This is a genomic window from Sandarakinorhabdus cyanobacteriorum (assembly GCF_002251755.1).
Lineage (GTDB): Bacteria > Pseudomonadota > Alphaproteobacteria > Sphingomonadales > Sphingomonadaceae > Sandarakinorhabdus > Sandarakinorhabdus cyanobacteriorum.
This window is the reverse complement of the sequence record NZ_NOXT01000071.1, coordinates 1-12,812: the sequence shown is the minus strand read 5'-3', so window position 1 is coordinate 12,812 and position 12,812 is coordinate 1. Positions and strand designations below refer to the sequence as shown.

15 protein-coding genes are annotated in these 12,812 nt (G+C 65.4%); 6 read left to right on the top strand and 9 right to left on the bottom strand.

Annotated elements, in window-relative coordinates; translation table 11 throughout:
- Positions 1-3: 3 nt before the first annotated feature.
- Positions 4-690, top strand: coding sequence for a glutathione S-transferase family protein (locus CHU93_RS02520; RefSeq protein ID WP_094472617.1), 687 nt, complete (start codon positions 4-6; stop codon positions 688-690).
- Between the two features lie 35 nt (positions 691-725).
- On the opposite strand, the gene CHU93_RS02515 is transcribed toward CHU93_RS02520, so the two are convergent.
- A complete protein-coding gene (locus tag CHU93_RS02515; protein WP_094472616.1) occupies positions 726-1,568 on the bottom strand; it encodes an EamA family transporter in 843 nt (280 codons plus the stop codon).
- The gene (locus tag CHU93_RS02510) at positions 1,565-2,236 is read right to left on the bottom strand and encodes a nitroreductase (RefSeq protein WP_094472615.1); all 672 of its coding nucleotides are present in this window, start codon (positions 2,234-2,236) and stop codon (positions 1,565-1,567) included. Before CHU93_RS02510 ends, CHU93_RS02515 begins: the two co-directional genes overlap by 4 nt.
- Positions 2,237-2,293: 57 nt before the next feature.
- Here CHU93_RS02510 and pgsA point away from each other — a divergent pair, with 57 nt between their 5' ends.
- Genes pgsA through CHU93_RS02495 form a run of 3 tightly spaced genes read left to right on the top strand, consistent with a single transcriptional unit; the run spans position 2,294 to position 3,542 of the window.
- On the top strand, positions 2,294-2,845 hold the full coding sequence (pgsA, locus tag CHU93_RS02505) for a CDP-diacylglycerol--glycerol-3-phosphate 3-phosphatidyltransferase (protein ID WP_086117466.1): 552 nt from the start codon (positions 2,294-2,296) through the stop codon (positions 2,843-2,845).
- Complete coding sequence (gene moaD / locus CHU93_RS02500) at positions 2,842-3,099, top strand: molybdopterin converting factor subunit 1 (protein WP_094472614.1); 258 nt, start codon at positions 2,842-2,844, stop codon at positions 3,097-3,099. Before pgsA ends, moaD begins: the two co-directional genes overlap by 4 nt.
- Positions 3,096-3,542, top strand: coding sequence for a molybdenum cofactor biosynthesis protein MoaE (locus CHU93_RS02495; protein ID WP_094472613.1), 447 nt, complete (start codon positions 3,096-3,098; stop codon positions 3,540-3,542). Before moaD ends, CHU93_RS02495 begins: the two co-directional genes overlap by 4 nt.
- A gap of 2 nt (positions 3,543-3,544) precedes the next feature.
- Here CHU93_RS02495 and CHU93_RS02490 read toward each other — a convergent pair whose 3' ends face one another.
- Positions 3,545-4,510: a DUF5694 domain-containing protein gene (locus CHU93_RS02490; protein ID WP_094472612.1), complete on the bottom strand. Its 966-nt coding sequence runs from the start codon at positions 4,508-4,510 to the stop codon at positions 3,545-3,547.
- A gap of 230 nt (positions 4,511-4,740) precedes the next feature.
- On the opposite strand from CHU93_RS02490, the gene CHU93_RS02485 reads away from it, so the two are divergent.
- Positions 4,741-5,322 (top strand): NAD(P)H-dependent oxidoreductase, encoded by a 582-nt coding sequence (locus tag CHU93_RS02485; RefSeq protein WP_094472611.1) that lies wholly within the window; start codon positions 4,741-4,743, stop codon positions 5,320-5,322.
- Here CHU93_RS02485 and CHU93_RS02480 read toward each other — a convergent pair.
- Positions 5,319-6,170, bottom strand: coding sequence for a diacylglycerol/lipid kinase family protein (locus CHU93_RS02480; protein WP_106408470.1), 852 nt, complete (start codon positions 6,168-6,170; stop codon positions 5,319-5,321). The genes CHU93_RS02485 and CHU93_RS02480 overlap by 4 nt on opposite strands.
- 128 nt (positions 6,171-6,298) lie before the next feature.
- On the opposite strand from CHU93_RS02480, the gene CHU93_RS02475 reads away from it, so the two are divergent.
- Positions 6,299-7,336, top strand: a complete 1,038-nt coding sequence (locus CHU93_RS02475) for a S66 peptidase family protein (RefSeq protein WP_094472610.1) — start codon at positions 6,299-6,301, stop codon at positions 7,334-7,336.
- 15 nt (positions 7,337-7,351) lie between these two features.
- On the opposite strand, the gene CHU93_RS02470 is transcribed toward CHU93_RS02475, so the two are convergent.
- From CHU93_RS02470 to CHU93_RS02450, 5 genes are all read right to left on the bottom strand, one after another.
- Positions 7,352-8,998, bottom strand: a complete 1,647-nt coding sequence (locus tag CHU93_RS02470; RefSeq protein ID WP_094472609.1) for an acetolactate synthase large subunit — start codon at positions 8,996-8,998, stop codon at positions 7,352-7,354.
- The gene (locus CHU93_RS02465; protein ID WP_094472608.1) at positions 8,982-9,494 is read right to left on the bottom strand and encodes a DUF4188 domain-containing protein; all 513 of its coding nucleotides are present in this window, start codon (positions 9,492-9,494) and stop codon (positions 8,982-8,984) included. Before CHU93_RS02465 ends, CHU93_RS02470 begins: the two co-directional genes overlap by 17 nt.
- Before the next feature lie 24 nt (positions 9,495-9,518).
- On the bottom strand, positions 9,519-10,877 hold the full coding sequence (gene gdhA / locus CHU93_RS02460; protein WP_094472607.1) for an NADP-specific glutamate dehydrogenase: 1,359 nt from the start codon (positions 10,875-10,877) through the stop codon (positions 9,519-9,521).
- Positions 10,878-11,028: 151 nt separating this feature from the next.
- Positions 11,029-11,874 (bottom strand): metal-dependent hydrolase, encoded by an 846-nt coding sequence (locus tag CHU93_RS02455; protein ID WP_094472606.1) that lies wholly within the window; start codon positions 11,872-11,874, stop codon positions 11,029-11,031.
- A gap of 7 nt (positions 11,875-11,881) precedes the next feature.
- Positions 11,882-12,751 (bottom strand): 2OG-Fe(II) oxygenase family protein, encoded by an 870-nt coding sequence (locus tag CHU93_RS02450; protein ID WP_094472605.1) that lies wholly within the window; start codon positions 12,749-12,751, stop codon positions 11,882-11,884.
- Positions 12,752-12,812: the final 61 nt, after the last annotated feature.

Sequence of the window (12,812 nt, the reverse complement as noted above, 5' to 3'; positions counted from 1 at the left end):
GCCATGGCCATCACCCTGTTCACCGCACCGACGCCCGATGGCTACAAGATTTCCATCGCGCTGGAGGAATTGGGCCTCGCCTATCAGGTGCAGCCGCTCGATCTGGCCAAGGGGGAGCAGAAGAGCGCCGCCTTCCTTCGCCTCAACCCCAACGGCAAGGTGCCGGCCATCGTTGATGACGGCTTTGGCGTCATGGAATCGGGTGCCATCCTGGTCTGGCTCGCCGAAAAGACCGGCCAATTGCTGCCCGCCGATCCCCGCGCCCGCTCCGAAGCCTTGCAATGGTTGATGCTGCAGGTGGGCGGGCTGGGGCCGATGATGGGCCAGGCCAATTTGTTCGGCCATTATTGGCCGGAAAAGCTGCCCGCCGTGCAGGCCCGCTATCTTGCCGAAGTCCGCCGCCTGCTCGCCATCCTCGATGCCCGCCTGGCCGATCGGCCATTCCTCGCCGGTGAATACAGCATCGCCGATATCGCGCATTTTTGCTGGGCGCGCACCGCCGGCTGGACCGGGGTTGATATTGCCCCCTTCCCTCACCTCACCGCCTGGATCGACCGCGTCGCCGCCCGCCCCGCCGTGCAGCGCGGCCTCAAGGTGCCTGATGTCTCGCCAGTGAAGGAAGGCGGCGACAACAGCGATTTCATCGCCCGCACCCGCAAGCTGCTGGGCCTGGGGCCCAGAGAAGCCTGAACGCGAAGCCTGAACGCGAGGGTTAAGCGCAGGGCCTAACCGCCAAACCCGATCAGCATCGCGCCGGCACACACCACCGCCGCCCCCGCCCAGCGCCGCGCCGTCACCTTCTCCTTCAGTAACAGCGCCGCCAGCGCCGCCCCAAACAACACGCTGGTTTCCCTCAGCGCCGTGATCGGCCCGATGGGGCCGCGCATCTGGGCCCACAGCACCAGCATGAAACCGGCGCTGGACACCGCACCGGCCGCCATGCTGCGGCCCCAGCGCCCGGCCGCCGCCGCCGCAAAGCCCGCCGGTCCGCGCCGCAGGATGACAAACAGGCTGATCGGCAGGAAGGTGAACACCGCCCCCCAGCCCTTGTAACTGAACACGTCGCCATTGGTGCGCACGCCCAGCGCATCGACCAGGCTGTATCCGGCAATCGCACAGCCGGTCAGCAGCGCCCACAGCGTCGCCGGCAGTGGTGCCGCGCGGTTGACGCCGACCAGCATCACGCCGGCCGAAATTGCCACCACGCCCATGAACCCTGTCACCGGCGGCACCTCTGCGGCCACCAGAACGGCACCAATGGTCACCAATGCGGGCGCCACGCCCCGCGCAATGGTATAGACATGGCTCATGTCGCCGGCGGCATAGCCTTTGGTCAGCGCCGTCCAATACACAAGGTGGATGGCGCTTGAGGCCAGGATGAACGGCCAGGCACCGGCCACCGGCGCGCCGAACAGGGTGATCAGCACCACGCCAAACAGGCTGCCGCCCAGCCCGAGCAGCGCCAGATCAACCATCCGGTCCCCGGCGCTGCCCTTCAGGAACAGGTTCCACCCGGCGTGCAGCAACGCCGACAGCAAGGTGGCAGCCAGGGCAGATGCCGGGATCAAAGCCCGTGGAACTGCGCCCAATCGGCCAGCGGCGCGCGGGCGGGCCTGACCAGATTGGACTTGTCTTGCCGATCGATAAAACCGATCGCCATGCCGGTGAACAGCATCCGCTCCTCCGGAATGCCGATGAATTCGCGGATGGTGTTGGGATAGACCGCCCAGCATTCCTGCGGGCACGAATCCAGCCCTTCCTCCTTCAGCAGCAGCATCAGCGTCTGCAGATACATGCCCAGGTCGCTCCACTGCGGCGGGCCCATGCGCTTGTCCACGCTGCAGAACAGCGCGACGGGCGCGCCAAAGAACTGGAAATTGCGGGCAAACCACATGCGCCGGCCCATCTTGTCCTCGCGCGGGATGCCCAGCCGGGCATAAAGCTCCTCGCCCACCGCAAAGCGGTAATCGCTGTAGGGCTTGGGCAACTCCTTGGGATAGATGTCATATTCCGTCGGTTCCATGGCACCGCCGCCCATCAGCTTGCCCAGCATGATGTGCTTCAACGCGTCCAGCCGCCCGCCGCCCACCACATCGATATGCCAGGGCTGCAGATTGCCGCCTGATGGCGCCCAGGCCGCCTTCTCCACCACCCGGCGCAGCACCGCACCGTCCACCGGGGTGGGCAGGAACCCCCGCACCGACCGGCGGGACAACACGGCATCAGAAACCTGCATGACGAGACCTTTCCGTAACTTTTCAGTTTGGCTCGAATTGCCTATGAAGGCTGCGTGTTGTCCAGCCTCCCCAATCTGCTCACCTTGTCGCGCATCCTCGCGGTGCCTGGCCTTGTCGCCCTGATGTGGGGCAACAACCCGTGGGAATGGCTGGCGGCCTGGGCGCTCTATGCGCTGGCGGCGATCACCGATTATTTTGATGGCTATCTCGCCCGCAGCTGGGGCACCGTCTCCAAGATCGGCCAGTTCCTCGATCCGATTGCGGACAAGATCATGGTCGCCGCCACCATCGTGATGCTGATCGATGGTGGCGTGCTGCACGGCTGGTCCACCCTGGCCGGCCTCATCATCCTGTTGCGCGAAATCTTCGTGTCGGGCTTGCGCGAATATCTCGCCGGCCTCGCCGTCTCGGTGCCGGTGTCGCAGCTGGCCAAGTGGAAAACCACGGCGCAGCTTATCGCGCTGGGCGCGCTGATCCTGGTCGGTGCCAAGCCCATCCTGCCCTGGCTGCCGGCGCTGGAGGTCGGGATGGTCACGCTCTGGGCCGCTGCCATCCTCACCCTCATCACCGGCTATGATTATCTGCGCACCGGCCTGAAGCATATGTGATGGTCGAGCTTTTGTATTTCGCCTGGGTGCGCGAACAGATCGGCGTTGATGCCGAAACCGTCGCCCTGCCCGCCAACATCACCAGCGTTGCCGCCCTGCTCGACTGGCTCGCCAGCCGCAGCCCCGGCCACGCCGCGGCGCTTGCGAACCGCAGCCGCATCCGCGTCGCCGTCGATCAGGCCTTCGCCACGCCCGATACGCCAGTCGCTGGCGCCCGCGAGATTGCGATTTTCCCCCCGGTGACGGGCGGATGATTGCGGCCCGCCTGCAATCGGGCCCGTTCGATCCCGCCGCCGAACAGGCCGCGCTGCTGGCGGGCCGCACCGATCTGGGCGCAGCCGTGCAGTTCACCGGCCTGGTCCGCGCCGATGATGGCCTCGCCGCCCTCACCCTCGAACATTATCCGGGCATGACCCTGGCCCAGATGCAGGCCATCGCCGCCGAAGCCGCCAAGCGCTGGCCCGGCGTGCTGGGCAGCATCATCCACCGCCACGGCCGCCTCCTGCCCGGGGAGCCCATCGTCCTCGTCACCACCGCCAGCCCCCACCGCGGCGACGCCTTCGCCGCGGCGCAATTCCTGATGGACTGGTTGAAAACCAAAGCCCCGTTCTGGAAGAAGGAAGAATGGGCCAACGGCACCACCCGTTGGGTGGAGGCCAAGGCCAGCGACGACGCAGCGGCCGACCGCTGGGCCTGAGCCTATTGCGCCAGCAGCGCCGCCATATCCTCCACGGCAACATCGCTCATTTGCCGCAGATAGGCTTCAAACCACGGCTTGTGCGCCGAACCCACGATCACCAGCACCCGGCCACCAGCGTGGCGCGCCGCCACTTCGCGGATATTGGCCACCATGCGCAGGTTGCGCACCTCCCACAACGCGACGCGGTGGCGGCCCACCTGCTGCGGGCTGGGACGGTTGATCATGTTCAGCCATTGGCCGTCGGCATCCAACCGTCCGGCAGCGGCGCTGTTCACCAGACGATAGGTGCTCATCACTTCCTCGGGCGTGCGCAAATGCGCCGCGGCCTCCACCAGCGCCTTGAAGGCCGGATCGGCCAACAGCGTCTTCAGCCAGGGCTCGGCCATGAAGGCTTCCATCGGCTTGTCCAGCGCCGGATCATCATCATCGCTCTGGTCATCGGTGGGGTGCACCCGCTCCAGCCCCAGCCGCTGGGCCAGCCGCGCCGCGATCAGGTGATTCTCGTTGCGCCGGCCGGCAAAGCCCTCCAGCTCCCGCGCCAGCAGGGCCGATACATGGGCATCGGCCTTGCGCTCCGCCGGATCCAGCCGCCACCATTGCACCAGCGCCGAATTGGGATCGCCGGCCGCCACCAACATCGCTGCCAGCCGCCGCCGCTGTGCCGGGCTGGGCTCGGCCGGCCAGGCCGCCAGCGTGCGACGCACCTCCGCCTCTGCCTGCGGCATGTCCATCGCCAGCGTGCTGCGGGTCAGGCCGGCCAGCACCAGGGCGCGGCCGCCATAGGTGCGCGCCACATCGGGATGCACTTCGCGATAGGCAAACAGGCTGTGGATGCCCGGGCCGGTCAACGCCTCGATGGCGATGGCGTCGGGCCTGAACCGCGCCAGCCGTTGCAACAGCGGCTCCAGCACTGCCGGATCCCAGCCGTCGGGCGTGCCCGAAAGATGCGGCGTGCCCAGCACCATGATCCGGGTCGGCGCGCCGACATGCGCGGACTGATAGGCGCGGGGATCATCAGGGCGACCAGGGCCATTGCCGCCCGAAACATCGCACCTGCCATGGCTCCATCCCCCATGCTGTGTTATTTCAACATAACAGCGCGAACCGCATGGTCAATCGCCGCGACGATGCTGCTGTCGGCAATCGCGCCACCACAGGCTATGGCGGCATGGCAATTCAGACTTGATGGTGATCCATGGCGGCAAGCAGCACGCGCGTCCTCGTTCTCGACGGTCATCCCGATGGCGCGTCCCTGTGCAGCGCCCTGGCCGGCGCCGCCGCCGAAACGGCGCAGGCGCGCGGGGCCGAGGTGCGGCTGGTGCGCCTGTCGGCCATGGATTTCGATCCCAATCTTGCCCATGGCTATCAACGCCGAATGGAGCATGAACCCGATCTCCAGGCCCTGCTCGCCGATATCCGCTGGTGCGACACGTTCATCCTGGTTCACCCTCTGTGGTGGGGCGCGGCCCCGGCCAAGCTGAAGGGCGTGTTTGACCGGCTGTTCCTGCCCGGGATCGCCTTCGCTTATGAAGGCGACGGGCATTTTCCGAAGAAATTGTTCGAAGGCCGCACCGCCCGGGTGCTGATCACCGCCGATACGCCGCCCTGGTATCTGTGGCTGGGCTATCGCAACGGCTGGCTGAACGTGCTCCGGCGGCAAATCCTCGATTTCGTTGGCCTGAAGGTCACCCACATGAAGGTGGTGGGCACCATCCGCGATGCCACCCCGGCGCGGATCGAGCAATTCTTCGCCGTCGCCCGCAAGCTGGCCGGTTAACGCGTCCGGATATAGCGCAGGTCCGACCAGCCGGGCACAAAGCGCGTGCCCGCCGGCAGTTTGCGCAGCTCGCCGTCAAACAGGCAACGCAAGGGGCGTCGCCGGCCAACCACCAGATCGGGCGCGGTGAAGGCCGTCACCGCGCCGGCACTGCGCCAATCGCCCAGCAGCCAGTTCACCGCCACCGCCATCGCCGCCGCCACGCCGCGCCCGGAAAACAGCGCCACCTCAAGCCCCTGTTCCGATGGCATCACCAGAACACCGGGATGACGGCCGGGATGGCCGGCCACCTTCACCCCGCCCAGAAAGCCCCGCGCCAGCGCCAGCCGCACCGCCTGCCACACCCGCCAGATGCGCCCGTGCCGGGCATTTTCGCGCGCCCGCGCCCAGCGGGTCAGCGGCCCGATGATGATTCGGCAAAAGCTGCTATGCCCGCCACCACGCACCACCGGCACATGCGTCAACACCCCCAGCCCGGCCGCCGCCACGATGGCCTCGGGGCTGGCCGCGCCATGCAGCGCGCGTGACAACAGGTTCATGGTGCCGCCGGGCAACACCAGCACCTGCCCGCCCCAGCCGGCGGCGGCTGAGCTGGCCGTGCCCAACGTGCCATCACCGCCCAGCACCACCAGCGTGTCGATCCCCGCCGCGCGCAGCGCCCCGGCATCAGGCGCGGATTCGCGCGGGAAATCGCTCTGCCCCGCCAGGGTGGCGCCTGCCGCCTGCAGCGCCGCCCCCAGTGCCGCGATGCGGGCCGCATCGGTTGATCGGCTGGCCCGGTTGGCCACCAGCCAGACCCGCCCCAGCGGGCCGGCAGGTTCGGGGGAGCGAGGCGCAGGCAGCATCATGGCTGCATGTGGTGCCGGCAACCGGGCCGGTCAATGCTGCGCAGCCGGCGAATTCGGGCAACATGGGCTTGATGTCTGGCCGCAATCATCGAACATGGCGGACACGCAGCAGCGGGAAAGGGACAGGGATGAAGATGACGCGGCGCCACATCATGGCCACGCTGGCCACCGCCATGGCGCTGCCGTTGCCCAGCCTGGCGGCCACGCGCGGGCCGGCGACAAAGCCGCGCCGCCTGCACCCGGGCGACATTGTCGGCCTGATCGAACCAGCCACCGCCAGCGACGAAGCCCTGCAACTCACCCTGGTGGAGGAAGCCGTGACCGCCATGGGCCTGACGCCGAAGCGGGCCACCAATCTGTTCACCCGCCACGGCTATCTGGGCGGCACCGACGAGGCGCGGGCAGCCGGCGTGAATGCCATGTTCCGCGATCCGCAGGTGAAGGCGATCTTTGCCGTCCGCGGCGGCTGGGGCAGCGCCCGCATGCTGCCCCATCTTGATTGGCCGATGATCCGCGCCAATCCCAAGTTGCTGCTGGGCTACAGCGACATCACCGCGCTCCACATGGCCATTGCGGCCAAGGCCGGCTTTGTCACCCTGCACGGCCCCAATGGCGGCAGTGCCTGGGGGCGCGCCTCGGTCGATCATTTCAGCGCGCTGGCCTTTGATGGTGCCACGCCGCTGCTTGCCAATCCGCCCGGCACGGAAGACCGGCTGGCCCAGCGCCAATGGCGCACCCAGACCATCCGCCCCGGCCGCGCCCGCGGGGTGCTGCTCGGCGGCAATCTCACCGTACTCACCGCGCTGGTCGGCACCGAATATCTGCCCGATTTCAGCGGCGCCATCCTTTTCCTCGAGGATGTCGACGAAGCCGAATATCGCATCGACCGCATGCTCACCCAATTGGGCCAGGCCGGCGTGCTCGGCAAACTCGCCGGCGTGGTGTTTGGCCAGTGCACCAATTGCGTGGGCGCCAGCCGCGGCAATTATGGTGGGTTCACCCTCACCGATATCCTTGCCCACCACCTCGGCCGGCTGGGCGTGCCGGCCTATCAGGGGGCCTGGTTCGGCCATATCGCCGATCAGTTCACCCTGCCGGTGGGCGGGATGGCGGAAATCGATGCCGACGCCGGCACGATCCGGCTGTTGGAGCCGGCCGTGACATAAGCCTGATTTCTGGCCTTACAGCTTTGCGCTCAACTCCTTGATTTCCTTGTTCAGGATCCGGTCATTGTCGCTATAGTCCATCGGGCAGTCGATCAGGTGCACGCCCGGCGTGTTCAGGCAATGATCGAGCAGGCCCGGCAGCATCGCGGCGCTCGTCACCCGGTGGCCCTTGGCGCCATAGGATTCGGCATAGGCAACGAAATCCGGGTTGCCATATTCCAGGCCCCAATCCTTGAAGCCCATGTTGGCCTGTTTCCAGCGGATCATGCCATAGCTGCCGTCATTCAGGATCAACACGGTGATGTTCAGCCCAAGGCGGACCGCGGTTTCCATTTCCTGGCTGTTCATCATGAAGCCGCCATCGCCGCACACCGCCAGCACCTTGCGGTCCGGATAGACCATGTTGCTGGCCATGGCGCTAGGCAGGCCGGCGCCCATGGTGGCCAACGCATTGTCGAGCAGCACTGTGTTGGGCCGATAGGCGGTATAATTGCGCGCAAACCAGATCTTGTAGACCCCGTTGTCGAGCGCGATGATGCCATCGTCCGGCATCGCCCGGCGGATCTGGCTGACCAGATATTGCGGATAGATGGGGAAGCGCGCATCGCCCACCGCGGCATCGCGGTGCGCCACTTCGGCGGCCCGGGCCGCCAGCATGCCGGAAAAATCCCAGTGCGGCTGTTTGGCCACCTGGCCGCCCAATTGCCACACGGCGTTGGCAATATCGCCCACCACCTCGATCTGCGGATAATAAACCGGGTCCACCTCGGCGGATTTCACGCTCATGTGGATCACGGTCGTCTCGTTTCCGTTCATGAAGAACGGCGGCTTTTCAATCACATCATGGCCGATGTTCACGATCACGTCCGCCTTTCGGATCGCGGCATGCACGAAATCCCCGGCCGACAGCGCAGCACAGCCCAGGAACAACGGGTGGCGTTCATCCACCACGCCCTTGCCCAACTGCGTTGTCAGGAACGGGATGCCGGTCTTCTCGATGAACTCCAGCAGCATTTTCGACGTCATGGTGCGGTTGGCGCCGGCGCCAATCACCAGGATCGGCGCACGCGCCGCTTCGATGGCGCGCGCCGCCATCGCCACCGCCTTGGCATCAGCCAGCGGCCGGCGCACATAGCTGGGCTTGAACGGCACTGCATCGGTCGGATCATGGGCGATGTCTTCCGGCAGCTCCAGATGGGTGGCGCCGGGCTTTTCCTCCTGCGCCAGCCGGAACGCTTCGCGGGTGCGCGCCGGGATATTGTCGGCACTGGCCAGCTGGTGGGTGTATTTGGTGATCGGCCGCATCATGTCGACCACGTCCAGGATCTGGAACCGGCCCTGCTTGGATTTCTTGATCGGCTTCTGCCCGGTGATCATCAGCATCGGCATGCCGCCCAGAAAGGCATAGGCCGCCGCCGTCACGAAATTGGTCGCCCCCGGCCCCAGCGTCGCCACGCACACCCCGGCCTTGCCGGTGTGGCGGCCATAGGTGGCGGCCATGAAGCCGGCGCCCTGTTCATGCCGGGTCAGGATCAGCTTGATCTTGGTCGATCGCTCCAGGCTGTCGAGGAAATCCAGATTCTCCTCGCCCGGCACGCCGAACACATATTCGCAGCCTTCTTCCTCAAGGCATTGCACCAGCAGGTCAGATGCTTTGGTCATCGTGTCGTCCCCCGTTCATCAATTGCACCTGCCGGCGCCCGTCGGCACGGGCGCGCTGGCCCACGGCATCATGGATGGCACCGGCGCGGCCCAGGCCCCACGCCGGCATATTGTTGTAAACACTCTCATACCGGCCCGGCTCGATCAGATAGGTCTCGTGCCAGATGCCCACATCCCCGTTTGATCCCACCGCCTGGTTGAAACGCTGCCAGGCCGGCAGATGCAGCTGGTCACGGCCCGTCGCAAAGGCCTGCAGATGATCGTGGCTGCGCCAATATTGCACCAGCATCGTGGCCGGAAAGCCGAAGTGGCTGCGGTTGTGCAACAGGCCCAGCTCCGGCCGGCGTGACAGTTCGGCGATTATCGGCCCCATCGCCTGAAAGGTTGGCAGCCAGCTGTTCAGCTTCCACAGCCGGTTGATGCGGATGCCGATCAGGAACAGCACGAACGGGCCATCGATTTCGGCACACACCCGCCGATCGATGATCCCGTTCATGCCACGTCTCCTCGGGCTGCCGGCTTACACCACCCCAAAGGCCAGCATGGCATCGGCCACCTTCTTGAAGCCGGCGATGTTGGCACCCTTCACATAATCGGTATAGCCGCCGCCCTGGCCGCCATATTCCAGGCAGCGGTCGTGGATGCCGCGCATGATGTCCTTCAACATCTCCTGCAGCTCCTCTTCCTTCCAGCTCATGCGGGCGCTGTTCTGGCTCATTTCCAGGCCCGAAACCGCCACGCCGCCGGCGTTGCTGGCCTTGCCGGGGGCATAAAGGATCTTCGCCGCCTTGAAGATGTGCACGCCGTCGAGGTCGGTCGGCATATTGGCGCCTTCGGCCACCCCGATGCAGCCGTTCTTCAGCAGCGTCTTCGCTTCCTCACCGTTTAGCTCGTTCTGCGTGGCGCAGGGCAGCGCCAGATCGCAGGCCACGCCCCACGGCCGTGCCCCGCCACCGTGGAAGCTGGCGCCCTTGAACTCCTTCACATATTCCGAAATGCGGCCACGGCGCACATTCTTCAGATCCTTCACCCAGTTGATCTTGTCCTGGGTGATGCCATCGGGATCGTGGATGAAGCCTTCCGAATCCGAAAGCGTCAGCACCTTGCCGCCCAGCTGCACGATCTTTTCGGCGGCATGGGTGGCGACATTGCCCGAACCCGAAATCACCGCCGTCTTGCCGGCGATATCCATGCCCTTCGATGTCAGCATGTTCTGCAGGAAATAGACCGCGCCATAACCGGTTGCCTCGGTGCGGATCAGGCTGCCGCCCCATTCCAGGCCCTTGCCGGTCAACACGCCGGTGAAATGATTGGTGATCCGCTTGTACTGGCCGAACATGAAGCCGATCTCGCGGCCGCCCACGCCAATATCGCCGGCCGGCACGTCCACATCGGCGCCAATGTGGCGATACAGCTCGGTCATGAAGCTCTGGCAGAAGCGCATGATCTCATTCACGCTCTTGCCCTTGGGATTGAAGTTGGAGCCGCCCTTGCCGCCACCCATCGGCAAGCCGGTCAGCGCGTTCTTGAAGGTCTGCTCGAACGCCAGGAACTTCAGCACGCTTTCGGTGACACTGGGGTGGAACCGGATGCCGCCCTTGTATGGCCCGATGGCGTTGTTGTTCTGCACGCGCCAGCCGCGCTGCACCCGGATATTGCCCTTGTCATCCTCCCAGCACACCCGGAAGCTGACAACCCGGTCCGGCTCGGCGATGCGGCGCAGGATCTGCGCCTCGTGATATTTCACCTTGTCGCCGATGAACTCGAAAATATCCTCGGCCACTTCCTGCACGGCCTGCACGAATTCCGGCTGCCCCGGATTGCGCCGTTTCACGCCTTCGATAAAGCCATTCAGATCCACATGGTCATGAACGCCCATGGCACTTCCCCCCGGATTGGCCCGGGACTGCTTGTCCGGGCAGACTAAGGCTGCGCCAGCTTGTTCGCCGGTCTGCCCAGCCACGATACAGGGAAGCCTATCAGAATTTCAGGCAACGCAAAGCGCAATTCGCCGTGAAAATTTGATGATCTCAGGCTGATGCCGGGCCCTGATTCAACGCCTTCGCATGGCGGGCCACCAGCGCCCGGTCGTCATGATCCCAGGGGTGAAAACCGGGCCGCAGATAGGCCGCCCAGGCCAGGGCCACCTGGCGCAACACGCCGGGGTTGCCCAGCAGATACCACCACAGCCGCGCCCGCGCCGGCAGGCCGGTGATGCCATCCTGCGCCAGCAGATCCAGCGCATCGCGCACCCGGTTCTTCACGAAATTGCGCGACACCCGCAGGAACACCAGGCTGCGGATCGCGCAGCGCTTCGCCGGCTTCAGGTCGCGGGCCACATGCATGTAGGTGTCAAAGGCCACGCCCTTGTGCTCGATCTCCTCGATGGCGTGCCAGGTCCACATCGCCCGCGTCTCGGCGCTCGCCCCGGCAAAGGCCGCCGCGTTTCGGGCCAGCATGGCATGGGCAAAGATCGCGGTGAAATGCTCCAGGCTCACCGTGATCAGCAGTTGCGCCACCGGATGCGCGGCACGGGCATCCACCAGGCTGTCGGCAATGCGCTGTTCGATGGCGGCAATGTCATAACCGGCACCGCTCACCTGATCATTGAAGGCGGCATGTTCGCGGGTGTGATAGGCTTCCTGCCGCACGAAATCATCGATCTGCGCCGCCAGCGCCGGCGAAACCTGCCCGCGGAAGCGGCGCACCGTCTCGATGAAGAATCCCTCCCCCATCGGGAAACTGGCCGACAGCGCATTGTGCCAGGCCGTCGCCACCGGATCGCCACCCAGCCACCAGCGCCCCCGCACCTCCTCGCGGCCAAAACGCAGGTTGCGCGGAATGATCGCCAGATCCGCAGGCGCGCGGCTCGCCATCACCCGGTTACCAGACGTTGGAAACCTTGGCCGAAATATTGATGTAAAGGAAATCGCGCGGGATCCCCTTGGTCGTCACCGCCGTGACGCCATGATAGCTGTTGTTGGAGCAAGGGAAGAACACGCCCAGATTGGGCTTGGCCTTCAGCTTGGCAACAATCTCCACATCCTGTTCGGCCGGATGGCGCTCATAGCGGCTGATCGGCTTGTCCTGGCGGTGGCGATAGATCATCAATTCGCCGCCTTCCAGGCCAACAGCCTCGGCATCGGTGAAATAGACGATCAACGAACACAGCCGGTTCGGCCGGTCGCAGTGCGGCGGCTTGGCATAACCACCCATGGCGCGCCGGATATCCAGCCGCGAGAAGAGTTCGACCGTCCGTCCGCTCTTCAAACCACGGGTCAGCTTGTGCAGCGCGCCGTCAACGCGGTCCTTGATCGTGGCATGCTCGGTCATCAGCTCGCGCGGCTCTTCATAGCTGCGGTCATAATGAGACGCCGCAATGTCGGCCGAACAGCCCATTGCCTCCAGATCGGGGCCAAAAAGCGCAAGAAACTGGTCAACAAATGCGCGGCTGTTGATGAAGGCATCAAACTCACGCCACGCCTCGGAGCGAGCCATCAAGGCAGCATAAGACGCATCGCCGCGATAGATGTCAAAGCCCTGGCCGGTGCGGCTGCCAGTGTTGCCATGGGTTTCAGCCTGGCCGGCAAACACCGACGCATCCGGAAAATCAGCTTTCAGACGGGCAAACAGATCAGCCGGCAGGATCGCATCGCTGATCACATGGGGAAACGGTGCCTGCACCACATCGGCACGCGACACATTCAGCAGAAAGCCCTGATCATCAGCCGGCAATTGAGCAGCGGTTGCCATAGTTTTACCCCCATCTGGAGCAGGACAGAAAGTGCCACGCCCGCCATGGTTGATGATAGCG

What these genes read in the sequence shown, in the direction of transcription:
- CHU93_RS02520 (WP_094472617.1), top strand. Translation starts at nt 4, where the DNA reads ATGGCCATCACCCTGTTCACCGCACCGACGCCCGATGGCTACAAGATT.
- CHU93_RS02510 (WP_094472615.1), bottom strand. Translation starts at nt 2,236, where the DNA reads ATGCAGGTTTCTGATGCCGTGTTGTCCCGCCGGTCGGTGCGGGGGTTC.
- CHU93_RS02495 (WP_094472613.1), top strand. Translation starts at nt 3,096, where the DNA reads ATGATTGCGGCCCGCCTGCAATCGGGCCCGTTCGATCCCGCCGCCGAA.
- CHU93_RS02490 (WP_094472612.1), bottom strand. Translation starts at nt 4,510, where the DNA reads ATGGTGCTGGGCACGCCGCATCTTTCGGGCACGCCCGACGGCTGGGAT.
- CHU93_RS02485 (WP_094472611.1), top strand. Translation starts at nt 4,741, where the DNA reads ATGGCGGCAAGCAGCACGCGCGTCCTCGTTCTCGACGGTCATCCCGAT.
- CHU93_RS02480 (WP_106408470.1), bottom strand. Translation starts at nt 6,170, where the DNA reads ATGATGCTGCCTGCGCCTCGCTCCCCCGAACCTGCCGGCCCGCTGGGG.
- CHU93_RS02475 (WP_094472610.1), top strand. Translation starts at nt 6,299, where the DNA reads ATGAAGATGACGCGGCGCCACATCATGGCCACGCTGGCCACCGCCATG.
- CHU93_RS02470 (WP_094472609.1), bottom strand. Translation starts at nt 8,998, where the DNA reads ATGACCAAAGCATCTGACCTGCTGGTGCAATGCCTTGAGGAAGAAGGC.
- CHU93_RS02465 (WP_094472608.1), bottom strand. Translation starts at nt 9,494, where the DNA reads ATGAACGGGATCATCGATCGGCGGGTGTGTGCCGAAATCGATGGCCCG.
- gdhA (WP_094472607.1), bottom strand. Translation starts at nt 10,877, where the DNA reads ATGGGCGTTCATGACCATGTGGATCTGAATGGCTTTATCGAAGGCGTG.
- CHU93_RS02455 (WP_094472606.1), bottom strand. Translation starts at nt 11,874, where the DNA reads ATGGCGAGCCGCGCGCCTGCGGATCTGGCGATCATTCCGCGCAACCTG.
- CHU93_RS02450 (WP_094472605.1), bottom strand. Translation starts at nt 12,751, where the DNA reads ATGGCAACCGCTGCTCAATTGCCGGCTGATGATCAGGGCTTTCTGCTG.